This is a genomic window from Siminovitchia fordii DSM 16014 = CIP 108821 (genome assembly GCF_000374565.1).
Classification (GTDB): domain Bacteria; phylum Bacillota; class Bacilli; order Bacillales; family Bacillaceae_C; genus Siminovitchia; species Siminovitchia fordii.
Window position 1 is genome coordinate 1 of sequence record NZ_KB894694.1, and the last position, 22,240, is coordinate 22,240.

General features: G+C 41.9%; 25 protein-coding genes and 1 pseudogene. 7 read left to right on the forward strand and 19 right to left on the reverse strand.

Features of this window, described 5'->3' with window-relative positions; translation table 11 throughout:
* Nucleotides 1-37: 37 nt before the first annotated feature.
* Nucleotides 38-1,398 (reverse strand): IS3 family transposase gene (locus tag C509_RS25630; RefSeq protein ID WP_154654392.1). Its coding sequence is split into 2 segments (ribosomal slippage): nt 38-942 and nt 942-1,398, totalling 1,362 coding nucleotides; the frame shifts between segments, so codons are not numbered across the junction.
* A 188-nt stretch (nt 1,399-1,586) separates the two neighbouring features.
* On the opposite strand from C509_RS25630, the gene gerQ reads away from it, so the two are divergent.
* On the forward strand, nt 1,587-2,033 hold the full coding sequence (gene gerQ / locus C509_RS0113695; RefSeq protein WP_083934598.1) for a spore coat protein GerQ: 447 nt from the start codon (nt 1,587-1,589) through the stop codon (nt 2,031-2,033).
* A gap of 123 nt (nt 2,034-2,156) precedes the next feature.
* Here gerQ and C509_RS0113700 read toward each other — a convergent pair whose 3' ends face one another.
* The 3 genes from C509_RS0113700 to C509_RS0113710 all read right to left on the reverse strand — a co-directional run bounded on the left by C509_RS0113700 (nt 2,157) and on the right by C509_RS0113710 (nt 3,592).
* Complete coding sequence (locus C509_RS0113700; protein WP_018707489.1) at nt 2,157-2,528, reverse strand: DUF423 domain-containing protein; 372 nt, start codon at nt 2,526-2,528, stop codon at nt 2,157-2,159.
* Between the two features lie 21 nt (nt 2,529-2,549).
* On the reverse strand, nt 2,550-2,816 hold the full coding sequence (locus C509_RS23970; protein WP_018707490.1) for a YwdI family protein: 267 nt from the start codon (nt 2,814-2,816) through the stop codon (nt 2,550-2,552).
* A gap of 89 nt (nt 2,817-2,905) precedes the next feature.
* The gene (locus C509_RS0113710) at nt 2,906-3,592 is read right to left on the reverse strand and encodes a uracil-DNA glycosylase (RefSeq protein WP_033370124.1); all 687 of its coding nucleotides are present in this window, start codon (nt 3,590-3,592) and stop codon (nt 2,906-2,908) included.
* 164 nt (nt 3,593-3,756) lie between these two features.
* Between C509_RS0113710 and C509_RS0113715 the strand changes: the two genes are divergently transcribed.
* On the forward strand, nt 3,757-4,077 hold the full coding sequence (locus tag C509_RS0113715) for a YflT domain-containing protein (RefSeq protein WP_018707492.1): 321 nt from the start codon (nt 3,757-3,759) through the stop codon (nt 4,075-4,077).
* A gap of 35 nt (nt 4,078-4,112) precedes the next feature.
* Here the strand turns inward: C509_RS0113715 and C509_RS0113720 are convergent, their stop codons facing one another.
* Genes C509_RS0113720 through mobA form a run of 5 tightly spaced genes read right to left on the reverse strand, consistent with a single transcriptional unit; the run spans nt 4,113 to nt 7,224 of the window.
* Nucleotides 4,113-4,895: a YhfC family intramembrane metalloprotease gene (locus C509_RS0113720; protein ID WP_018707493.1), complete on the reverse strand. Its 783-nt coding sequence runs from the start codon at nt 4,893-4,895 to the stop codon at nt 4,113-4,115.
* A 20-nt stretch (nt 4,896-4,915) separates the two neighbouring features.
* A complete protein-coding gene (locus tag C509_RS0113725) occupies nt 4,916-5,944 on the reverse strand; it encodes a ThiF family adenylyltransferase (protein WP_018707494.1) in 1,029 nt (342 codons plus the stop codon).
* A 5-nt stretch (nt 5,945-5,949) separates the two neighbouring features.
* The gene (gene moaD / locus C509_RS0113730) at nt 5,950-6,183 is read right to left on the reverse strand and encodes a molybdopterin converting factor subunit 1 (protein WP_018707495.1); all 234 of its coding nucleotides are present in this window, start codon (nt 6,181-6,183) and stop codon (nt 5,950-5,952) included.
* A complete protein-coding gene (locus C509_RS0113735) occupies nt 6,176-6,640 on the reverse strand; it encodes a molybdenum cofactor biosynthesis protein MoaE (RefSeq protein ID WP_018707496.1) in 465 nt (154 codons plus the stop codon). The genes moaD and C509_RS0113735 overlap by 8 nt, the downstream gene beginning before the upstream one ends.
* Complete coding sequence (gene mobA, locus C509_RS0113740; RefSeq protein WP_018707497.1) at nt 6,637-7,224, reverse strand: molybdenum cofactor guanylyltransferase; 588 nt, start codon at nt 7,222-7,224, stop codon at nt 6,637-6,639. Before mobA ends, C509_RS0113735 begins: the two co-directional genes overlap by 4 nt.
* A gap of 83 nt (nt 7,225-7,307) precedes the next feature.
* Here mobA and C509_RS0113745 point away from each other — a divergent pair, with 83 nt between their 5' ends.
* The 4 genes and pseudogenes from C509_RS0113745 to bshB2 all read left to right on the forward strand — a co-directional run bounded on the left by C509_RS0113745 (nt 7,308) and on the right by bshB2 (nt 9,632).
* The gene (locus tag C509_RS0113745) at nt 7,308-7,886 is read left to right on the forward strand and encodes a YdcF family protein (protein ID WP_033370126.1); all 579 of its coding nucleotides are present in this window, start codon (nt 7,308-7,310) and stop codon (nt 7,884-7,886) included.
* Nucleotides 7,887-7,923: 37 nt separating this feature from the next.
* A pseudogene (locus tag C509_RS0113750) lies at nt 7,924-8,211 on the forward strand (bifunctional hydroxymethylpyrimidine kinase/phosphomethylpyrimidine kinase); the annotation flags it as partial.
* Between the two features lie 345 nt (nt 8,212-8,556).
* Nucleotides 8,557-8,910, forward strand: a complete 354-nt coding sequence (locus C509_RS0113760) for a YojF family protein (RefSeq protein ID WP_018707501.1) — start codon at nt 8,557-8,559, stop codon at nt 8,908-8,910.
* 38 nt (nt 8,911-8,948) lie between these two features.
* Complete coding sequence (gene bshB2 / locus C509_RS0113765) at nt 8,949-9,632, forward strand: bacillithiol biosynthesis deacetylase BshB2 (RefSeq protein WP_018707502.1); 684 nt, start codon at nt 8,949-8,951, stop codon at nt 9,630-9,632.
* A gap of 85 nt (nt 9,633-9,717) precedes the next feature.
* On the opposite strand, the gene C509_RS0113770 is transcribed toward bshB2, so the two are convergent.
* The 10 genes from C509_RS0113770 to C509_RS0113815 all read right to left on the reverse strand — a co-directional run bounded on the left by C509_RS0113770 (nt 9,718) and on the right by C509_RS0113815 (nt 21,728).
* Nucleotides 9,718-10,323 carry a response regulator transcription factor gene (locus C509_RS0113770; protein WP_018707503.1) on the reverse strand — a complete coding sequence of 202 codons (606 nt, stop codon included), beginning with the start codon at nt 10,321-10,323 and terminating at the stop codon, nt 9,718-9,720.
* On the reverse strand, nt 10,320-11,444 hold the full coding sequence (locus C509_RS0113775) for a sensor histidine kinase (RefSeq protein WP_018707504.1): 1,125 nt from the start codon (nt 11,442-11,444) through the stop codon (nt 10,320-10,322). Before C509_RS0113775 ends, C509_RS0113770 begins: the two co-directional genes overlap by 4 nt.
* Before the next feature lie 21 nt (nt 11,445-11,465).
* Nucleotides 11,466-12,596 (reverse strand): DUF418 domain-containing protein, encoded by a 1,131-nt coding sequence (locus tag C509_RS0113780; RefSeq protein ID WP_026319855.1) that lies wholly within the window; start codon nt 12,594-12,596, stop codon nt 11,466-11,468.
* Between the two features lie 214 nt (nt 12,597-12,810).
* Nucleotides 12,811-13,689, reverse strand: a complete 879-nt coding sequence (locus C509_RS0113785) for a Cof-type HAD-IIB family hydrolase (protein WP_245542481.1) — start codon at nt 13,687-13,689, stop codon at nt 12,811-12,813.
* A gap of 585 nt (nt 13,690-14,274) precedes the next feature.
* The gene (gene recQ, locus C509_RS0113790; protein WP_018707507.1) at nt 14,275-16,407 is read right to left on the reverse strand and encodes a DNA helicase RecQ; all 2,133 of its coding nucleotides are present in this window, start codon (nt 16,405-16,407) and stop codon (nt 14,275-14,277) included.
* Between the two features lie 76 nt (nt 16,408-16,483).
* Nucleotides 16,484-17,431 (reverse strand): NAD-dependent epimerase/dehydratase family protein, encoded by a 948-nt coding sequence (locus tag C509_RS0113795; RefSeq protein ID WP_018707508.1) that lies wholly within the window; start codon nt 17,429-17,431, stop codon nt 16,484-16,486.
* Nucleotides 17,432-17,484: 53 nt separating this feature from the next.
* Nucleotides 17,485-18,672, reverse strand: coding sequence for a glycine C-acetyltransferase (locus C509_RS0113800; protein ID WP_018707509.1), 1,188 nt, complete (start codon nt 18,670-18,672; stop codon nt 17,485-17,487).
* A 443-nt stretch (nt 18,673-19,115) separates the two neighbouring features.
* A complete protein-coding gene (locus C509_RS0113805; RefSeq protein ID WP_018707510.1) occupies nt 19,116-20,210 on the reverse strand; it encodes a PRK06851 family protein in 1,095 nt (364 codons plus the stop codon).
* Between the two features lie 106 nt (nt 20,211-20,316).
* Nucleotides 20,317-20,499, reverse strand: coding sequence for an SE1832 family protein (locus C509_RS0113810; protein WP_018707511.1), 183 nt, complete (start codon nt 20,497-20,499; stop codon nt 20,317-20,319).
* 26 nt (nt 20,500-20,525) lie between these two features.
* On the reverse strand, nt 20,526-21,728 hold the full coding sequence (locus C509_RS0113815; RefSeq protein ID WP_018707512.1) for a CynX/NimT family MFS transporter: 1,203 nt from the start codon (nt 21,726-21,728) through the stop codon (nt 20,526-20,528).
* A gap of 308 nt (nt 21,729-22,036) precedes the next feature.
* Between C509_RS0113815 and C509_RS26515 the strand changes: the two genes are divergently transcribed.
* The gene (locus C509_RS26515; RefSeq protein WP_169509214.1) at nt 22,037-22,177 is read left to right on the forward strand and encodes a hypothetical protein; all 141 of its coding nucleotides are present in this window, start codon (nt 22,037-22,039) and stop codon (nt 22,175-22,177) included.
* The last annotated feature ends 63 nt before the right edge of the window (nt 22,178-22,240 follow it).

Below are 22,240 nucleotides of genomic sequence, written 5' to 3' on the forward strand. Positions count from 1 at the left end.
CTGAAGTGACCCCAAAAAGTTAGACACGGTTATTTCGTCAGGCGGCATGTTGGGCATGAACCCGGTATTGTATCGGGCTCATGCCTTTTAATTTGGCCTTAATCCGTTTGTGATTATAGTATTTTATATACTTTTCTAGTTCTAGTTTAAAGTGTTCCACACTTTCAAACTCCTTAAGATAAAGAAATTCAGACTTCAGGATACCGAAAAAGTTTTCAATAACGGCGTTGTCATAACAGTTGCCTTTACGTGACATACTTTGCGTAATCCCGCGTTTCTCTAGGGTATGCCGGTATTTTTTCATCTGATAATGCCATCCTTGATCTGAATGAAGCAGGAGTTCATCCTCTTCTGATAGTCGCTTAAATGCCTGATCCAGCATGGTGGAAACTAGTGAATAGGTTGGTCTTGGCCCGATTGTATAAGTGATGATTTCCCCATTAAACAAATCCAGTATGGGTGATAAATACAGCTTCTCCCCAAATAATTTAAATTCCGTAATATCGGTAACCCATTTCTCATTTGACTTTTCAGCCTGGAAGTTACGGTCTAAGATATTCGGCGCGATCTCACCAACCGTCCCTTTATAGGATTTATATTTTTTGATGCGGACTATACATTTAATCCCCAGTTCCTTCATGAGGCGCTGTACTTTTTTGTGGTTTACCTTATACCCACGATTTCTGAGTTCATCGCGTATACGGCGGTAACCAAAACGACCTTCATGTTCATCATAAATAGACTGAACCAATTGTTTCAGTTCTTTATCAGGGTCTGGCCGGCCAAAATTTTTTACGTTGTAATAATAAGTGCTGCGTGGAATACCTGCTAGTTTGATTAGTGCCTTTACCGGAAATTCATGCCTTAGTTCATAGACTACTTGTGCCTTGTCTTGTTTGGTGACTTTTCCTTGTTTTGAACTAAGGCGTTCAACTTTTTTAAATAAGCATTTTCCATACGCAAACGTTCTACTTCTGCCTGTAAAGATTCTACGGATCCTTCGGCTGAACGTTTTTTATTCAGTTGCTTTTCATCTTTTCTTTTCATGGCTGGACGCCCCTTTTTCTTTGGAATAAGGGCATCTATCCCACCAGACTCCAGGAGTTTTTTCCAGCTCCGTATCAAGTTGGTGGTAGGAAGGTTGAAAATCGCAGATGTTTCTCGGATAGACGTCCCGTGTTCATTTATATAGTTTAGTACGTCTAGTTTATAGTCTGCTGTATAGTTTGTATAGCTCTTTATAAATGCTTGTTCCCCATGGTACTCATAACGCTTAACCCAAAGACGAAAATCTCCACAATCAACTCCAAGAGAGTTTGAAATATCCTGATATGACTCCTTTCCTTCTAAATAGCGAAGAACAGCAGTATGTTTATTTGAATCTGATATTTTTACCATCTAAAAAAGCACCTCCAAATGTTCGAGTATGTGTCTAACATTCGGGGTGCAGTTCAACCCAGGAGGATTTTTAATTTTTACATTCAGAAGCATGACCAATCCTTCTTCAGCATAAACATGAGAAGTAGGGTGAACCTATTTGGATCAAGTTCATTTAGATCTTCTGCGAAGGAGGAAACGCTTTGGCTATGACAAATAATCCACAACAACCACCCGGTTTTTATCCACAAGCCCAAATGCCATTTGGCCAGCAAAGTCCTTATTACGGTATGCAGCCGCCGCCATACACCGCTCCACCGATGCAGCCCCCTGCGGGAGTAGCCGGAGCAAAAGGCGGAATAAATGTACCCGGTATGCTGCCAATTGAAGAGTCGTATATTGAAAATATTCTACGGCTAAATAAAGGAAAGCTTGTTGAAGTTTTTACTACGTTTGAAAACAACAGAGAATGGAATGCAAAAGTGTTTAAAGGGGTCATTGAAGCTGCCGGGCGGGATCACTTGATTTTGAGTGATCCCGAAACAGGTGACAGATATCTAATTCCAATGGTTTATGTGGATTATGTGACATTCAACGAACCAATCGATTATGAGTATCATTTTCCTGGTGCTGTTGCAAGATATTCACCGCGTTAAGGAAAGAGACAGGCTGAGAAGACCTGCAGTAAAATTAGGTTTATACGATTACACGAAATAAGGGAAATATCGCAACGACCATTTAAAAAAACCTCATCTCGGTTTGGATGAGGTCTTTCCCCATTATAGATGTTTTGCGGCAAACACAATCAAAAGCACCCAAGATACAAGGAAAGCGACTCCACCAAATGGTGTGATAGCCCCAAGCACTTTGATCCCGGACAATGTCAGCACATAAAGGCTGCCGGAAAACAGAATAATTCCAATGAGCATCAGCCAGCCGGACCAGTTCAGTAAAGATCCGGGAGATACATTTCCGGAAATAATACCGATTGCAATTAGCCCAAGAGCGTGGTACATCTGATATTTAACCCCTGTTTCCCAGGTTTCCAAATATTTCGGTTCAACCTTCCCTTCAAGCCCATGAGCACCAAATGCACCAAGCGCTACTCCAAGGAATGCATTGATTGCTCCGATGATGATAAACAGTTTCATGTATACACCCTCTTTTTCCTCTTAAAAATCAAGGATTGAATCCCCGCCACCATGGTTTTCATGATATTTACCTGCTGAAGAAGGAATTTCTTTCGAAGCCGGCTCAAGATATTCCTTTAATAATTGAGGCTGCTCATTTTGAGTTTCTTCCCCTGTATCCAATGTTAATTCTGCAAGGGCTTTGACTGCAAATAGATGGCCACGCATTTGCTCAGGATCCCTCGCTTCTTTTGCCTTTTTAAGTTCCGATTCCATCTTTCCGATAAGAGCTTTATATGTAATATGCATGTCCAGCTCCAGCCTTTCTTTTCTATAATACTTCTTAACGCAATATTAGCATAGACGTAAAAGTATAAAAAAGCAAAAAGGCAACACTTTTATAGATCTGGAATTTGCCAGTCAATCGGTTTTTCACCTAATTCTAAAAGGCGTTGATTTGCTTGGGAAAATGGGCGGCTGCCGAAGAAGCCTCTGTTTGCTGAAAGCGGACTCGGGTGAGGCGATTTGATAATGGTGTGTTTTGTAGTATCTATTAAACGAATCTTCTCTTGGGCTGGCCTCCCCCATAGAATAAAAATGACAGGCTTTTCCCGTTCATTGATCAAGGAAATCACTTTATCGGTAAAAGTCTCCCACCCTTTGCCTCTGTGCGAATGTGCTTCGCCTGCTCTTACTGTCAATACTGTGTTTAGAAGCAGGACTCCTTCGTTTGCCCATTTCACTAGACAGCCATTGTTTGGAATGGGGTACCCTAAATCATCCCGTAACTCTTTGAAAATATTTATGAGAGATGGCGGGATTTTCACACCAGGCTTCACTGAAAAGCTAAGTCCATGTGCCTGACCTGGACCATGATACGGATCCTGTCCTAACAGCACCACCTTTACATGGTGATAGGGGGTGAATTTTAAAGCATTAAATATGTCGTGCATTGGAGGATAAACTGTTTTGTCAACATATTCTTTTTTTAGAAACTCTCTTAGCCTTAAATAATATGGCTTTTTAAACTCTTCCTCCATAAGAGGCGCCCAATCATTATCCAATATTTTACTTGCCACGTACATCACTCCTTCTTCAGCATTATATCATGTCCATCCTTTATGCTATTGCACAAACAGCCAGCACCGAAACCTCGTCCCATGTTTAATCATAAATAGAAGGGATATATATATACTAGCGCATCCGCAAGAGATGCATTTCATATAAATAATAAAAGGAGGAAGTTTTCATGAACACTGTGAAAATATGCGAAAATGGCGTTCAAGCTCAAGAAATGGTCAATCAACTGACTGCTGAAGGTTATGATAAAGATCATATTTATTTGTTTGCACATGGAGAAGAGCGTTCGAAAGACTTGACTGACGCATTGGATACAGGAAATGTAGGTATTTCCGAACAAGGATTGGTAGACTCTGTAAAAAATATTTTCAATAAAAGAGGAGACGAGCTCCGTTCAGAGTTTGAAGCAGTTGGACTAAGTAAAGAGGAAGCAGCGAAGTACGAAAGGGTACTTGATAACGGAGAGCTTGTTCTGGTTGCAAAAAAATAATAGTTACAATAAACCCCCGCCAATGCGGGGGATTTTCATATTTTATTAGAAGAAAACAGCGATTTTGACTTAACAATCCAAACAATAAAACCAACAGCAATGAGAAGAATATACACTTCTACAACAAAAACATTGATCAGTCCTTTTTGATACAGCGCGGCCGGAAAGTTAATGACTGCATGAATGAGAATGGCATACAACAGATAGGCCTTCTTTCCTTCCTTTATGCCGTACAATACAAAGATGGACAGCCCGATATGGATGGCTAGAGCCCCAAGTCTTTCAACTCCGGCAAAAAGCATGAGGTATGAGGATGATCCGGTCAATTGCTCATAAAGGGGAGCCAATGCTGTTGCAGCTTGCCCTGTAATAAAAGAATCGTATGACCCGTTATTGATCATAAAGGCAAGAACAACCATGACAACACTGTTTATTCCGACAATAAGAATGGATTCTATTCCTCCATGTCCCAATCCAAAAGCCAAGCCATCCTTCCATTCCCTGTATTTTTTCAATGCATATTTTATCATGATGAATCTGCCCGTCTCTTCAAAGATTCCCGCCATTAATCCACCGTACAGCATGTAAAGCCATGTATTTTCCAGAAGTGCCTTGGTTGATTTATTCCATTCCAGAAAAATGGCGTGAAAAAAACCCTCTAGTATAGAGGCAAATACGAAAAATGTCAGCATTCCAAAGAGAACTACTTTAATGGATATGTTGAAATTCTTTTTAGAAATAATAAGGAGAACTATCGGTATACCTACTGCAACAAAAAGAGATAGAATGATAGATGCAATGGTGAAAGAGGAAACCAACATAATCTCTCCTTTCTTTTTTAACCCATTAGTGAATGATAAATTTTTCGAGCTTCATTCAAATCTTTCGTACCATGGATCAGGGCGCGGCCATCCTTAAAAAACACAGCCTTTGCCCCATCCTTTGTTACTGAAATCAAAAATGGGTTCCCGCCTACTGCAAGACCTGCCGAACGCCATTGGTCAACCAGTTTTTCCAATGGAAAGCTTTGATTATCTGCAGGCCTTATCTGGACCGTGTCGCGGCCGCATAGTACAGCCACTTTCATCTCCTGTCCAGATTGTAAAAAAGGATATTCGGGAGTCTCCCCACATGAAAGACAATTACTTTCTTTTAAAGCATCTGCCTTTAAGGATAAATATTCATTCTCCCATAGATCAAATGAAACATACGTTTTTCTTACAGCTTCCATATTTCCTGAAAGAATTTTCAACGCTTCTGCTCCTTGATGGGCCGTTACCATTTGAACAGCGGGTGCGATGATTCCGACTGTGTCGCACGTCTGACCCTGCAACGGCAGTCTCTTGATCAAGCATTGAAGACATGGTGTTACGCCGGGAATGATGGTAAATGCCATTCCGAAGCTTCCTACACAGGATCCGAAAACATATGGAATTTTATATTTTTGAGACAGATCATTCATCAGAAACCGGGTTTCAAAGTTGTCTGTTCCATCCACCAAAAGGTCCACATCTGCTATTATATCTTCCAAAAGTGCAGCATCCGCCTGTGCAACGATCGCCTCCACTTCAACCTGGCTGTTAATGTTTTTCAGTCTTTCTTTTGCCGCTTCCGCTTTTGGCCATTGTTCCGCTGCATCTCTTTCTGTAAAAAGATGCTGACGTTGCAAATTGCTCCTATCAACATAGTCCCGATCAATGAGTGTCAGCTTTCTAACTCCCGCCCTGGCAAGCAGTTCGGAAGTGTGAGTCCCAAGAGCTCCTACTCCAACGATAAGCGCGTGCTTCTTTCCAATTTCTATCTGCCCTTCTGGCCCAATCGGCTTAAATAGCATTTGTCTTGAATAACGCTCCAATTGTGAATCCATCTGTATCAACCTCCGCTGACCGGAGGTATTAAAGCAATTTCATCTTTTTCTCCAATGACCCAGTCATCTTTTACAAACTCTTCATTGACCGCTATCATAATACCGTCTAAGCTCCCCAATGGTGTTTCCTCTTCCAGAAAAACGCGGAGCTCTCCAACAGTTTTTCCTGAAACCTCAACTTTCATCAAGCTTTTCCCCATATCCTCTTTCAATTGGGCAAATAACATGATTTTATTCAAGTAAGTCACCTTCCTCCGGTTTCCCTGTTGCATATTCCTTTGTTCCCTGCTGGTTTCCGATCCACTTTTCCCCATCTTTCCAATGCTCTTTCTTCCAAATCGGGACCATTTCCTTTACTCTTTCAAGTGCATATCGATTCGCTTCATATGCTTCTGGTCGATGTGGAGAAGACACTGCAATCGCTATGGCTATATCGGTAATTTCGAGGCGGCCGATCCGATGCACCATTGCCACTTCAAGGACTGGCCATTTTTCTTTCATTTCCTCCACAATTTGCTCCATTTTTTTCAGAGCCATCGATTCATAAGCTTCATATTCAAGATAAAGCGTTTTCTTTCCGTGTGTCAATTCACGGACAGTGCCGACAAATGTAGTGACAGCGCCAGCTTCCCTCCTCACTACTTTATGATAAATGTCTTCAATTTTTATCGGGTCTCTTGTGATTTCACAAGTCATTCTCCTTCTCTCCCTTCTGCCATCTTCGCCGCTTGTATGTATTCCTCCATTGTATTCATATTCCAAACGGCATCACGCTTTTCTTTTATTGTAAAATATTCCACATCTATCCGGTCAAGAAATGATTTCACCGACCTTTTTCCAGCCATTAACGTCTTCTTAACCGTTTCCGCAACGCGGGCATCATACACGGCAAACAGCGGATGCATGCGATCTTCATGGATGGGAACAACAGCATCCACTTTATTCCTTTTTAATATCGACACGAGTTCCCGCCCAATCCTGGCGGATACAAACGGCATATCGCAAGCAACAACGAGACAAGGTCCGCAACCCGCTTCCTTTAGTCCAGTATAAATTCCTACTAGTGGCCCCTGTCCTTTAAAAGCAGGTTCATCTTCGATAATGAAGGCATTCATATGTTCATACTGAGCAGGGTCGTTTGCAATGACAATCATCTTATTTGATACAGGCTCCAATTCAGCCGCAATCCGATCTATGACCCGCCTTCCTCCTATTTTTATCAGGGCTTTATTCTGTCCCATCCTGCTCGATTTTCCACCGGCCAAAATAATTGTATTCAAAACAGCGCCCCCCCAAAAGTCTATTTACGAACTGCAGCGAATCTTGTAATCTAAACATACTCTATAAAGAATCGGGTGGTTCTATGTTGTTAAAAAAACTGGCCCTCTGTGTTATGAGTGTTTTCTTTGGTGTTTGTCTGTTTTTATGGATCCTTACAGGAAAATGGATTGCCGACGGTAAAAAGCCGAAAGCGGATGGCACATATGAATACGCTATTGTGTTGGGAGCAAAGGTCAATGGAGAAACTCCTTCACTTTCCTTGCAATATCGGCTGGAAGCCGCTCTTCAATATGCTGAGAAATACCCCTTTGTAAAACTGGTTTTATCCGGTGGGCAAGGACCTGATGAGCTCATATCGGAAGCTGAAGCAATGAGACGCTATTTCATTAATCACGGCATTTCAGAAGACAGGTTAGTTCTAGAAAAGAAATCTTCATCTACTTATGAAAATATTTTTTATTCTAAAACATTGCTTCCACCATCAAACAAGGGTGTTACAATCATTACTAGTGATTATCACTTGGCACGCGCCCGAAAAATTGCCGTTAAACTCGGACTGGAGACAGATGTAGTCGAAGCGGAAACACCTGCAGTTGTCAGGCTGAAATTAATAACAAGAGAGCGGTTGGCCCTTTTAAAAACTGCTGTTTCACCAGAATGAGATTAGAATTATTATAGCAGAAAATTCCTTCCTCTTGGGCACTGGGTTGAACACCGACAAAGCAGTGGACCTTTTCTATGATGGACACGAATTTACTGTTCTTGAAAAGGAAAAACTTGATAAAACATACAATCATGGTGCAGGCTGTACATTTGCAGCTGCAGTTACGGCAAACTTGGCAAAAGGAAAATCGGTCAAAGAAGCAGTTACAGCAGCAAAAAAATTTGTCACTGCGGCCATTGAACATGGTTGGAAACTTAACCAATATGTCGGGCCGGTCATGCACGGCGCTTATACGAAATATGTTGGAAGTCTTAAAAATTAACAGGAGACCTGGTGGAAGGAAAGTTCTGCTGGGTTTTTTTTTATCTGCTCCAAGGTAGGATTTGTATGAAACTCTCCTTGCAGTATCGGTTATGAATTCAGAGTCGAGCAGAAAATGATATGTTTAAAACTTCACCTGTAGTTGGTTTTATCATAAACAACTTTTTGGTACCATACACATCGTCAGTTTTTTCTTCCCCGATTTCCCTCTCCCTTCCTATACAAAGCAAAAAGTCATTCATACTATAACTACCAAACCGCAAATCTTCCCATATAAAATCCAATCTTTCGTAATTCAGCATGTTTTTTAGTAAAATGATTTTATGTCACAAGGCGAAGGAGGCCAATGGGCTTGGAAGATATAAATGTTCAGCAGGTTCAATATATGATCAATCAGTTTGCGGGCAAAAATGTCTATATTCATCTGGAAACCACAAATGGTGCATACGCTTCACATAAAGATGAATCGTTTTTTTCATCTGGTGCTTATATCCGTAATGCGGAAATCTGTTACGAGCATGGAAAAATCAAAGGTGAAGGTCCATATAGAGTCGGATTGAAGCTGCCCGTCGGCTGGGTTTATGCAGAAGGACTGACACATTTTCAAGTTGACGATAAGGGAAGGCTTTTGCTAGCGGGGCATGATTTTGAAGGTAAGCTGGCAGTTGCCCTGCAAATAAGCAAAACCCCTTTCGAATAAAAAGACAGAGCGAGACTTTTAAAAGGAGCGAAAAGCCAATGGAACAGGAACGGCAAGTGTTAGTGATTTTCCCTCATCCAGATGACGAGGCTTTTGGAGTCTCGGGAACTATCATGAAACATATAAATAATGGAACACCAGTAACCTATGCGTGCCTCACTTTAGGAGAAATGGCGCGGAATCTTGGAAACCCACCGTTTGCCACAAGGGAGTCATTGCCTCAGATCCGGAAAGCTGAGCTTGAAGAAGCCGCAAAAATCATGGGAATTCAAGATTTACGGCTAATGGGCTACCGTGATAAAACCCTTGAGTTTGAAAATGATGAAGAACTGGCAAATATGGTGTTCAAGCTAATGGAGGAATTGAGCCCCTCCCTTATCATATCTTTTTATCCCGGTTATTCTGTTCATCCCGATCACGAAGCGACAGCGAGGGCGGTCATACGATCGGTACGAAGACTACCTAAAGAAAAAAGGCCGAAGCTTCATCTCGTGGCGTTTTCAAATAATCATGAAGCCGAACTCGGAAAGGCTAATATTGTTCATGATATTAGTGATGTTTGGGAGAAAAAAGTGGAAGTATTAAAAGCTCACATTTCCCAAACAGCCTGGATGATGGATGAAATGCTGGAAAACGTTGCGGCAGAAAATCCCGCTTGGACGGAGAGGATGCTGAGGGAACGGTTTTGGACGTATGATTGGGAGAATGATAACGTGCTCTAATCTATTCCAGGTTAACTAAATTGAATGAAAGAGCAGGGCCTCAGTGCAAATCCACTACCGGACCTGCTTTTTTATTTGTAAATGTTCAAATCCACCCTTTTTCAACGGCAATGTTTACCGCTTGCTGCCTTGAATCGGCTCCCAGCTTTTGAATAGCGGATGATAAATAATTGCGGACCGTTCCTTTCGTCAAGAATAACTCTTTAGTGATATCACTTGTTGTCAGTCCTGCTTTTGTCAACCGAAGAACTTCGGTTTCACGTTCAGTCAGGGGGCTCTCTTCTTTTAATAGTAGGGCGGCAGCCAAGTCAGTACTGATCACTCTCTCCCCATTCATAACTTTACGAATGGATCTAATGAGATAGTCGATCGGTTCGTCCTTAAGTAAATAACCTTCCACCTTCGCATCCACAGCCTTCTGTAAGTAACCGGGCCGCCCGTAAGTTGTCACAATAATGATTTTACAGCCATTTCCTTCACTGCGAAGATTCTCAGCAAGCTCCAACCCTGTCATATTGGGCATTTCGATATCCACAAGGCAAACATCAGGCTTGTATTTTTGTATCGCTTCCCAAGCTTGCTGTCCATCGGAAACTTCAGCCACAACCTCGATGTCTTTCTCAAATTTTATTAAGGAGGTAAGTGCGCCCCTGAGCATTCTTTGGTCTTCAGCAACCACAACCCGTATCACAATACTGATTTCTCCTTTTCGTATGAATTGATAGGCAAAGCTAACGTAACAACCGTACCTCCATCTGAAGCATTGGCGATTTCGGCAGTTCCTTTCAATGTTTGCAGCCGTTCCTTCATCGATTGAATGCCATTCCCACTCGATTGATCCATTAAACCAACGCCATCATCTCTAATAAGAATTTTAAAATAGCTTTCATCTGTTTCTAAACGGATATTACATTTTCTAGCCCCACTATGTCTGATGATATTTGTAACTGCTTCACGCAAAGAGAGGGCCAGCATCGTTTCGTCGACACTGGGCATTAACAACCTTTGCCCTTTTCCTTCTACATTCGATTCAATATTTGCTTCTTTCAAAAGGTCTCTTGAGCGGGCAATTTCCTCTTCTAATGAGATAAACTTCATACCCGTTACAAGCTCTCGCACTTGTTTGAGTGCAACCCTTGATGATTCCAAAATATCATTCAATTCTGCCTTTGCTTGCTGCTCGTCCTGATCAACCAGTAGAATTGCCAACTCACTTTTGAGTTTGATCATTGTTAATGTTTGCCCCAGGGTATCATGCAAATCTCTTGCGATTCGATGTCTCTCCTCCTCCTGAATATACCTTTCAATTTGCTGATTTGCTGTATCCAGCTCTCCCTCCAATGTTTTTGCTTTTTCCCTTATATAAATAATGACTGGAAGCAGAAGCTGAAGAATCACCACTGGCAAGAATATAGAAGACTTCATGGAAATCAATGATCCTGTTTCATGCCATTGGACAATCACAAACATTGTTGCGATTGCCAGCATTCCGATTCCTATATGAAGCTTTTCATTTGCTCGCCCTAGTAGATCGGCAAATATAAAGCCAAAAAGGAAAATGGACTGTTCTGTGAAGATACATAGCAAAGAAAGGGAGAAACAACCTAAGGTCATTGCTGTTAAAAGCCGCCAATCCCTAAACCATAATGCTATATAAAATGAAAAGAAGAAAAGAAGAAGGAGCAACAGCTTCATCATCAATGGCGTCGTCGACTCCGAAGTCAAAACCATGAATGTCAGTAGAACGGCAGCAAATGTATCTATTAATAAATAGTTTGATATTTGTTCCCGTGGATATATTTTATGAATCATAGGCAGCCCCCGGCTAAAAATTCATCTTTGCATAACACCAGTAGCATGTTTGCGCATGGATTCCATTGGCCCCAACGTGAAATATTTCAGCCAAAATGAAGAAATGATCATGAGACAGCAGCAAATAAGAATCCATAATAATATGACGGTCAGGGAGTTCACCTTTCCCCCAAGTCCCAATCCCCATCCGTAAAAAATAAAGGAAGCAATTAGGTTTTGCATCACATAGCAGCTTAAAGACATTTTTCCCATTTGTTCCAATCGCCGCCAAATCCACAACCTTTCATTTCTTTCTACCATTCTCGCAATCAAGGCCAAATACCCCAGTGATAGAATCGGGGCAAATAGATAGCGGACAGGAAGGTCAAAAGCTCCACCTGGAATAAAAACCAGGAGGTTTAATGGGACACCGACATAAATCCCTATATTGAACAGTTTTTTTCGTTTGCGCTTCCCGCTCTCATTTGGCGAAAAAACTCCTGAACGCATAAATCGTACACCGAGCAAAAATAGAAAGATATTCATTGGAATCACAAGAATGGCTTCACTTCTAAGGAGCAGAAAATGATCTAATCTATAATTTACCTGTTCAAGCCATGTACCATCTTTGTACAGTAAAGTGACATCGTAAAAACTCCCCAAGGACATATTCGCCCCCAGGATGCCGACCAGTAACAGAAAAAGTACAAATACGGCGTGAATACCACCGATCACCTTCATCGTTCTGGAAATAATACGGTCGCCGCCTTTAATGATGAGTGACACAATGATAGCTGTGATCCCATAGCTCATCAAAATATCATACTCCATGACGAATAAAAAATGAATGAACCCTTCCATGATCAATATACATGACGTCCATATATACAGGCCTGGCCAAGGCTGGTTCTTTCTGAGTGACTGTCTATACTTCAACTCCAACCCTACTCCAAACATAATCGTCAGCAAGCCCAGCAGTTTCCCGTTTACTAAAAATAAGATGAACATTCTCCAAAAGTCTTCAAGCGACCACCAAGATGAATATTCATATGTAGTGATATATGACAAATCCCCTAAATGGGCAAAAATCCAAATGTTGGTACCCAATGTTCCTGCAATTGCAAATCCCCGTAAAATATCCAGTAGGCGAATCCGCTCTTTTTTCATGTCAATCTCCTCGCTTTTTGAAAAATCGGTTAATCCGATTGTATACAGAAAAAAAGCGAGGGAGAATTCACACCTATCAGATGTTATATATGACAGGTGTCATAACTTTTAAGGGTAAAGTAAAAAACTGCTCCCAACTGTAGACATCATCTAACAATTGCGATGCAGCTCAATATTGTCATAGTCGGTTATGGCAGGAGTTATTATAAGAATTTCTAATTCAAGAGATAGCCATTTCCTCGAGTGCTTTATAAATCGCTTTGGCAACCCCGTCTTCTGTATTTAAGCCTGTGACATAGCGACAGGCATCTTTTATCTCTTTTTCGGCATTTCCCATGGCGACCGAATGTCCCACCAGCTCCAACATCGATAAATCATTGTAATTATCGCCCAGCGCCATCGTCTCATCAAGGGAAATTCCCCGTTTCTCTGTATATCTCTTTAAAGCATTACCCTTCTTGGCGTGCCTGTGAGTGATTTCAATGTTATGGCGCCCGGAAGTTGTCACTGTAATTCCTTTAATTTGTTCAAACCGTTTATATATATCAACAAGCAATGATTCATCTTTCGAAAAGCCAAAAAATTTATAAGTGACAATGTCCTCCGCACCAAAAACTCCATCGAAGTCATCTACAATTTTAATCAGACGTTTTTTAAAGCGTTTTTCGACTCTCTCTCTTAACATTGAAACTTCTACAGATGGATTGGCAGTCCGATAAATATCCATGACAGCCTGAATACCCTTTTCATAGTTTGTAGTATAGGTCCCGTTACTTGTATAGAGTTCGTAATATATATCCGCAGTATCAAGTACATGGGCTACTTTCTCAGCCGTCTCTTCCGCTAAACCGATGCCGAATTCCACATTTCCATTCTCATCTCGGATTTCCGCGCCGTTCAAGCAGATAGCAGGACATTGAACCCCAACTTTATCCAAAACATAGCGCAAGTCATGATAGGAGCGCCCTGTTGCAACAAGAAAATCAATTCCCTGGTCCCGGGCTGCCTGGATTGCAAGCTTGTTTTGCTCACTTACTTCCTGGTTGGCATTAAGCAGCGTTCCATCCATATCTGTGGCGATACATTTAATCAATGTCATATCCCCTTCTCTACAGGCTTTTTCCGCCCTCTGATATTGGCATGTATTCTAGCCGAAAACCTTCAAAAATGCAACGAAATCTTCTTTATTTCGGCCTTGTTTTGATGGTTAAATTTCATTGTATGCGATGATCTGCTGAATAATAATCAAACATTTGATTAAGAGCTTTTAAACTTTGGCATACTGCTAATCAAACGTTTGATTAAGTGCCAAAACCTGGATTCTTATTACTAATCAAACGTTTGATTAAGATATCCAAAACTTGGCCCTATTTTTATTCAAACAGTTAGTTAAGGCTTCCTAAACTTGGGCCCTATTTTTAATCAAACGTTTGGTTAAGATACCCGAAACTTAAAGTCTATTTTTAATCAAATAGTCAGTTAAGACTTCCTAAACTTAGACTCTATTTTTAACCAAACATTTAGTTAAAACATTCGAAACGGGTGCCGTTTTTATTTGATCACCGGTAATTTTCCAGCAAAAAACCCGCCAGAAGGGCTGAACTGCCCCCCCGTAGGTAGCCAGATGTTTATTTTTTTAATCTGTCTACCTATTGGGGAGCATATCACAGATTTTGGCGGATTTTTATGCTTTTTGTTTTTCTAAATAGGCTTGAATCATAAAAAAGCTGATCTCCTCGGGCAAAAGATCTTTAATTGGTGTTAATCTCCGCTGGCCAGCTTGTTTAACAGCTTCTTCTATTAATGGTTCATATTCCTTTGGGATGAATGAAGACCAATCCACTTCCAAACCGTCGCCCGGGCATTTCAGCAAATGCCCCTCAATTGTCCTTTCCGTCATGCCGCGTTCACCTGCAATTTCAGTAATGGAAAAACCGTCCTGGAGCATTTGATAGGTTATATGATGGCTTGGTTCTGTTCTTGAGGATCTTCCCGTTTGCTTTTTAGAAAGAGTCATGAATTGGCTGATTTTACGACTTTCAATCCCCTGAACCTCACAATACTTATTTATTTCTTTCAGGAAAACCGTTCCGTAAGCTTCCAGCTTCTGCTTACCAACCCCCTTTACTTGCATTAGCTCTTCTTCGCTTCTTGGAAGCAATGTACTCATTTCTTTTAATGTCACATCAGAAAAAATGATATATGGAGGAACATTCTCCTCATCGGCAATTCCTTTTCTAAGTTTACGCAGCACATCAAACAGCATATTGTCCTCTACAATTTGTGTGATACGCGCCTTTTCTTTTCTCATTACTTTTTCTTTACCATGTAAAACATCCCTGGCCATTTCGGTTAACATCAATATGGGGTAAGAGCCATCCGTTGGGCGTAAATACCCTTCCGCTGTTAAAAAGTCGATGAACTCTGTTGTCTCCTTTTGGGTCTTATCCTTCATGATTCCATAGGTTGACAGCTGATCAAAACCGAAGCTTCGTATTTTTTGGTCAGACGAACCAGTCAACACCTTGGCAATCATCGTTTTGCCAAATCTCTCATTCATCCGTCTGATGCATGACAGGGCCATTTGAGCCTCGACAGTCACATCAACTTGTTCCCTGTCATCCGTGCAGTTGCCGCACTTTCCACAAATATTGGCATCTTCCTCGCCAAAATAGTGCAGGATGTATTGCTGCAGACATGACTCTGTATGGCCGTAGGCAATCATTTTCCTTAGCTTGCCAAACTCGTTTTCTTTACGATGCTCATCCATTTCGGACTGATCAATGAGGAATGACTGGATGTGGCTGTCCTGCGGGGCAAAAAGCAAGATGCAGTCACTCTCTTCCCCATCTCTTCCTGCTCTCCCCGCCTCCTGATAATAGGACTCCATGTTGCGTGGAATATGATAGTGGATCACAAACCGCACGTTCGACTTGTTGATGCCCATTCCAAAGGCATTTGTAGCAACCATCACATCTATATCATCATATAAAAATTGTTCCTGGTAACGCTCGCGGCTTTTTTCCGATATTCCAGCATGGTATTTTCCAACTGCGATTCCTTTCGCTTTCAGCAGATGATATAACCTTTCCACTTCTTTTCTGGTAGCAGCATAAACAATACCTGCCTGTCCGGAATTTTTTTGGATATAGTCAATCAAAAACAGATCACGGTCCTGCCCTTTCACTACATGGAAGCGAAGGTTCTCCCTTTCAAACCCGGTTACAACTGTATTCTCCACATGAATATCTAGAAGCTGGCGGATATCCTCACGTACCTGTGGGGTCGCTGTGGCAGTCAATCCCAACACTACCGGTTTTGGCTTAATTCGATTAATCAGTTCACGGATCAATAAATAGCTCGGCCGAAAATCATGTCCCCACTGAGAAATACAGTGTGCCTCATCTATTGCAACGAGGGAAACATGAACCTCGTCGAGAAGCCTTAAAAAATAGTCGGTCTCTAATCTTTCCGGTGCAATGTAAACAAGCTTATATTTACCGTTATATAGACCGGACATCCGCTCCCGCATTTCTTCTCCCGTAATCGTACTATTAATAAAAGTAGAAGGAATGCCAGCCTTTTCCAGTGCATCCACCTGATCCTTCATCAAGGATATCAATGGTGAAACAACAATGGTAATTCCACGAAGTGATAAGGCTGGAATCTGGTAACAAATGGACTTTCCGCCTCCGGTCGGCATAATTCCCAGGGTATCCTCACCCGCCAGCACTTTTTGGATGATTGTATCTTGTCCCCTGCGGAATTCATCATATCCAAAATAAGACTGTAGAAAGTCCTTTGCTTTCGTCAACAATGTTATAGACCCCCAGATTTTATGATAGTCCAAGTATATCAAAACAAAGAGCCTTCCTGCTACAGACACAGGCGGCTCATGATCGTTTCTTCTTGACTTTTTCCAGCATGTCTTTGGTCATTTCAACCAAATCAAATTCCGCGTTAAATCCCCAATCCTGACGGGCGGCTGAATCGTCCAACGAGCTTGGCCAGCTATCTGCAATTGACTGCCGGACCGGGTCAATTTTATAATCAATCACAAACGACGGGATATGCCTTTTAATTTCATTCGCAATGTCTTCAGGCGTAACACTCATTGCCGTTATATTATAGGAATTCCGGCATGTAAGCGTTCCGGGATCGGCCTCCATTAGATGTACAACAGCATTTAACGCATCTGGCATATACATCATGTCCAAGCAGGTTTCTTGGCTCACAAAACATGTGTAACTCTTCTTTCGGATAGCTTCACTATAGATTTCTACAGCATAATCTGTTGTTCCTCCCCCAGGTGGAGCGCCATATGAAATAAGCCCGGGAAAACGGACACCGCGTGTATCCAGACCATATTTATGAAAATAGTAATCACATAAAAGTTCACCCGCCACTTTATTGATTCCGTACATGGTGGAAGGTCGTTGTATGGTAATCTGCGGTGTTCTCCACTTCGGTGTCCCGGGACCAAAAGCACTAATGGAACTAGGCACAAAAACTTTCAGTTCGAGCTCCCGGGCTGCCTCCAACACATTTATAAGACCTCCCATATTGAGGTTCCAAGCCTGCAGCGGTTTTGTTTCCGCTAATGCCGAAAGAAGGGCAGCCAGATGGATGATACTATCAACCTCATATTTTTTTACGACTTCCACTACTCTTGTACCGTCCATAACATCCACTATTTCAAAAGGGCCAGATTCAACGAAATGATTGCTCGGACGGCGGATATCTGATGCAATGACACTTCCCTTCCCATACTCGCGACGCAACTTTAGTACAAGCTCTGAACCAATTTGCCCCAAGGATCCGGTCACCAAGATTTTTTTCATCAAATGACCTCCTGGTATATACAATGTAGCGCCGTGAACTTCCTTTTACTCTATTAAATGATACCTAATTCCTTTCCTACTTTTTCATAAACTGAAACTGCCCGGTCCAGCATCTCCTTCGTATGTGCTGCGGTTGGCATGTTCCGTATACGCCCAGTGCCTTTCGGAACAGTAGGGAAAACAATAGACTTGGCATAAACCCCTTCTTCAAAAAGACGTCTGCTAAATATCTGTGTTGTTTTTTCATCTCCAATGATGCATGGGGTAATCGGTGTTTCACTCCGACCGATATCAAACCCCAGTTTCTTTAGGGCATTTCTCAAATAATCTGCGTTTTTCCATAAGCGTTCAAATAGCTCAGTACTTTCCATTAACAACTTAATTGCCTTCGTTGCCGCAGCAGCATCTGCAGGTGTAACGGCAGTGGAAAACAGAAATGGCCTTGACCTGACCTTAAGCCAGTCAATCAGCTCTTTTTTTCCCGCAACATAACCGCCCACAACGCCAATCGCTTTTGAAAGAGTGCCAATTTGAAAGTCTATTTTTTCCTGGAGTCCGAAATGCTTCACTGTTCCGGCTCCTTTTCCGAGTACTCCCGAGCCGTGTGCATCATCAACATAAGTGATCAAATCATATTCTTCAGCGATTTCTGCGATTTGAGGCAGTTTGGCAATATCTCCATCCATTGAAAAAACACCATCAGTTATCACCATCAGCTTATTGTAACTGCCAGATTCCTTTGCCGCCTTCGCCTGCCGGTACAAATCATCCATGTCGGAATGACTAAAACGGATGATTTTTGCCCGCGAAAGGCGACACCCGTCAATAATGGACGCATGATTCAACTCATCTGACAATATGGCATCATTTTTGTCCATGACCGCCGAAATGGCGGCCATATTACAATTAAACCCTGATTGATAGGAGATGACGGCTTCCGTCCCTTTAAATAAGGCGAGCGTTTTTTCCAACTTCTCATGCACTTCAAACGTCCCGTTAATTGTACGGACCGCTCCCGCACCGACTCCCCAATTCCTGATTGCTTCAACAGCAGCAGCTTTCACTCTCTCATCCGTTGCCAAGCCGAGATAATTATTGGATGAAAGATTGATCTGCTCTTGACCATGAATACGGATGATGGGACCATTTGGCGTTCCAACCTTGTCTATTTCATTGTAGAGGCCCTGCCTGCGAAGCTCAGACAAGTTTTCGGTTAAAAATTGCTGCAGTACTTTCGTCATATCGATCACTCCATTATGGAAACTCATACAAACTTCTGTACTTTCCAAAAGGACACACTCGAACCCCATTTATGCAATCATCATTCAAACGTATCTAATTCTCTATATTATGTTTATTGAGGGAAGACAGCATTTATGTCAATAGATGAGCGAATATACCTTTGATCAGCGCAGTCAAATAGGACGCATCAGGCAGTTCTTCAACCACCTCAGAATTGCCAACTGACAACCCATGTAAAACTGACCGGGTCATACCTCATCGGAACTTTGCCGAGAGTTAAACAAAATTGTTCAAAAAAGATTTTGCGCAAAAGAGGCAGCCTTCTAACAAGCTTGTAATATTGAGGTACCTGATGCTTGAGCTAGACAAAGCAAATTAATGTTTTTGCCAGGTATACTTGGGTTCTTACCTAAAAAAACCCCTTCAGTCTTTTGAAGAGGCGTTAATCTTTTGCAAGAAGCTTAATTTCTTTTTGAATGTCGGAAAATATTTCGTCGATCCGCGAGTGGTCCATATGAACCTGATATATCGATTCCAATTGATCATTGATTTGTTTTGCTTCAGCGAGGTAGTCTTTCCCTGCCTTCATTTGTTCTCTATACTGCCTTTCAATCTCTGCAATTTCATTGGCATATAATTCATCTGTTCCAGGCGCAACCGCCAATTCATACATATCGATTACTTCATCTCCCTTACGGGAAGGGAAATACTCATGCGGTTGGGTGCTGTCAAACACAGCCCACCCAAGTTCCCTGACAATAACCATATCCAGACTATCAGGGTCAAAACCACAATGATAGATTTCCAAATCATATCCTCGTTTTTCGGCCTCTACCACGATTTTTTTCAAGACAGTGGACTTCCCCGTTCCTGCCCGCCCTTTTAAAAAAAATCTCTTATTCAGGCCAGACGTGATATTTTCTACAAAATCGACTGGTCCCTTTGGTGTTGCAGCACCAAGAAATCTGCGGATTGATGTTCGATCTTTTCGCGTGGATTCTTTAGAAAGCAACTTTAAAATCAAGCGATCTGATACATGATCCGCTTTTGAAAAATCCATCCGGTCAATGTAGAGCTTCTCCCACTTATCATGAACCCGTAATCCCTCAGCATATGATTGATAAGCGTTATCCAGAGCACGATCCCTATTTGCTGTATGCTGTATGATATCTTTCTTTGTGGCTGCCCCTAGGGATGAGAGATCCATTGCATCCAGATCTACCGTTTCCCACCTGTCACCAACAAATCCTTTTCCGATCTCACGAGGAGAATCACCGTCCACAATTCCAAATCCGAGGTCTCGAATAATCAGCCCTTCCAATGAATCCGGATCGTTTGGGGAATGAAGTGCTTCAAGTTTTATATCTTTCTCAGCCCATTCATCCATCAGCTTTTGAATCAGGATCTTTTTCTCCAGACATGATTTTCCTGAAAGGATAAAGACTCGGTCCAGTCCGCGCAAATTGGAATCATACAAATGACTAAAACCCTTTGCAGTATTACCACCAGCAAAATAACGCAAGACATTTCCGCTCACATTGTCACCCTCAATACTATTAACTTTACTCTTTCTTCAGCCTATGCTTTGGGTGAAGGGATGGTACTTAAATATTTAAAAAACCGGGCAGTCCGATTACGGTGCGTCATTCGCTGACTTCATCAAGCATTCTGTTTAAAACTTTGAGTTCCTCCTCTATTTCCATCAACTGTTTCTCAAGTGGATGCAATATCCCTTTTACGTATTCAAGTTTTTCCAAATCATGCTGAAGCCGAACATAATCCGCTTTTAAATCTGCAATCTTGTATTCAATTTCTGACCTGTTCATTAAAAAAACTCCTTTTTAAAAAAAGATTAATCTTCCAATACATACTTGTTTCTTCCTGCCCCCATACCTGCAGCAACCAAAAAAATTACGATTATCAATAGGGTCAGGATCGGCAGGAACCAAGAATGAGTATGATCATATTCGTAGCCGATCAAAGCGGGGCCGATGGCAGCAAGGGAGTAGCCTAACGATTGGGCCATTCCGGATAAACGGGAAGCATCCATGACATCTTTGGCCCTGAGTACGAGAAACGTCAGGGCTAAGCTGAAGCCGGAACCTTGAGCCAACCCAATCAAAACGACCCATAAAAATATGAGGGGCCCTCCTCCAAACAGCAACCCTATAAAAGAAATCAGATAGACAGCCCCCAGCCCCAGGACGAGTCCTCTTTGGTTGTTCATTTTTCCCGCAACGACAGGAATAATGAAGGAAGCCGGGAGGCCGGCAAACTGTACAACCGAAAGCATCCAACCGGATAAAATTCGGGTAAATCCATGACTATATAATATTTCCGGCAGCCAAGTAATCAGGCAGTAAAAAATAAGCGACTGAAAACCCATGAAAAATGCAACTTGCCATGCAAGCTTGGACTTGAGAAGAGAGTTGCCATATTTGATAATCTTCACTCTTCCCTCAGTCACTTTGGGCTTTCTGATCTGCGGAATCCAAATAAGAAATGCAGCCAAGGCCAAACAAGCCCAAATCAAAAGGGAGTCTTCCCATCCCCATCCAAATTTTTCAACCAGGGGAATGCTGATACCGGACGCGATGGCCGCCGATATACCAAGTGATGTTGAATATACCGCAGTCATTAACGTGGCTTTATTGGGAAATTTCATCTTAACAACGCCGGGCAACAATACATTACCTACAGCTATCCCTATTCCCGCTACAGCCGTACCAGCGAATAGGAGGAAAATGCTTCCCATGGAACGGATGACGATACCGACACCAATAAGAGCGACTCCCAACAGGATCGTCAATTCATTTCCGATCTTCTGTCCGATTTTCGGAGCAAAAGGCGACAATATAGCAAAGGCAACCAACGGGAGGGTGGTCAAGAAACCCGCCATTCCATTGGAAAGGCCTGTATCATTCCGGATAAAACTTACAAGCGGTCCGATTGAAGTGATGGCAGGGCGTAAATTAAAGGCTATGAATACAATTCCGGCAATGAGAAATAGTTTTTGAGCCATTGTCCGTTTTTGAGCCAACACATGAAATTCCATTCTTATCTACCCCATCTATTTAAAAAATCTTTATTACGATAACAGCAACGCACCAATTTTACATGAAAAACGGATGTTATGAAAGAAGATGAATCAGTTGAAAGCAATTATTGTAGATAAGAATACCCAAAGAGCTGAAGATTAGAAACGCTCAAGAGCTGACCATTTCTTAAAGGCGATAGCAGGTAACAAAGCGGATCTTCTTCAAAAGCTTACTGCCTGTACCCTTTTCCTTTAGGCCATCAGATAAGATTGGCCTGAAATGAAGCGGGACAATTGAACAGATAAGCCCCCCAAAATAAGCCTGTTTGAATTTGGCGATTAAAAAAGCGAAGACCTTACCGATACAGGCCTTGCAGGTGAAGTCGTCAAACGACTTTTCACTTGCAAAAAAACCAATAGCCAACATCATCGTTACAGCAGGACCGGAAGAAAAGTACCGTCTCTGAAAGTTCACTTAGTGCTAATTTACCCTCATGGCGGAAAATAAAATGCAGAGAAAATAAATTGGG

Bases quoted from the DNA above. Each gene is read 5' to 3' on its own strand.
- C509_RS0113725 (WP_018707494.1), bottom strand. From the start codon at position 5,944: ATGGATTCACAATTGGAGCGTTATTCAAGACAAATGCTATTTAAGCCG.
- C509_RS0113800 (WP_018707509.1), bottom strand. From the start codon at position 18,672: ATGACGAAAGTACTGCAGCAATTTTTAACCGAAAACTTGTCTGAGCTT.
- gerQ (WP_083934598.1), top strand. From the start codon at position 1,587: ATGACAAATAATCCACAACAACCACCCGGTTTTTATCCACAAGCCCAA.
- C509_RS0113710 (WP_033370124.1), bottom strand. From the start codon at position 3,592: ATGTACGTGGCAAGTAAAATATTGGATAATGATTGGGCGCCTCTTATG.
- C509_RS0113810 (WP_018707511.1), bottom strand. From the start codon at position 20,499: ATGAACAGGTCAGAAATTGAATACAAGATTGCAGATTTAAAAGCGGAT.
- C509_RS0113715 (WP_018707492.1), top strand. From the start codon at position 3,757: ATGAACACTGTGAAAATATGCGAAAATGGCGTTCAAGCTCAAGAAATG.
- bshB2 (WP_018707502.1), top strand. From the start codon at position 8,949: ATGGAACAGGAACGGCAAGTGTTAGTGATTTTCCCTCATCCAGATGAC.
- C509_RS0113815 (WP_018707512.1), bottom strand. From the start codon at position 21,728: ATGGAATTTCATGTGTTGGCTCAAAAACGGACAATGGCTCAAAAACTA.
- C509_RS0113735 (WP_018707496.1), bottom strand. From the start codon at position 6,640: ATGACTTGTGAAATCACAAGAGACCCGATAAAAATTGAAGACATTTAT.
- C509_RS0113760 (WP_018707501.1), top strand. From the start codon at position 8,557: ATGGGCTTGGAAGATATAAATGTTCAGCAGGTTCAATATATGATCAAT.
- C509_RS0113700 (WP_018707489.1), bottom strand. From the start codon at position 2,528: ATGAAACTGTTTATCATCATCGGAGCAATCAATGCATTCCTTGGAGTA.
- C509_RS0113795 (WP_018707508.1), bottom strand. From the start codon at position 17,431: ATGAAAAAAATCTTGGTGACCGGATCCTTGGGGCAAATTGGTTCAGAG.
- C509_RS0113785 (WP_245542481.1), bottom strand. From the start codon at position 13,689: ATGACATTGATTAAATGTATCGCCACAGATATGGATGGAACGCTGCTT.
- C509_RS23970 (WP_018707490.1), bottom strand. From the start codon at position 2,816: ATGCATATTACATATAAAGCTCTTATCGGAAAGATGGAATCGGAACTT.
- C509_RS0113775 (WP_018707504.1), bottom strand. From the start codon at position 11,444: ATGATTCATAAAATATATCCACGGGAACAAATATCAAACTATTTATTA.
- C509_RS0113745 (WP_033370126.1), top strand. From the start codon at position 7,308: ATGTTGTTAAAAAAACTGGCCCTCTGTGTTATGAGTGTTTTCTTTGGT.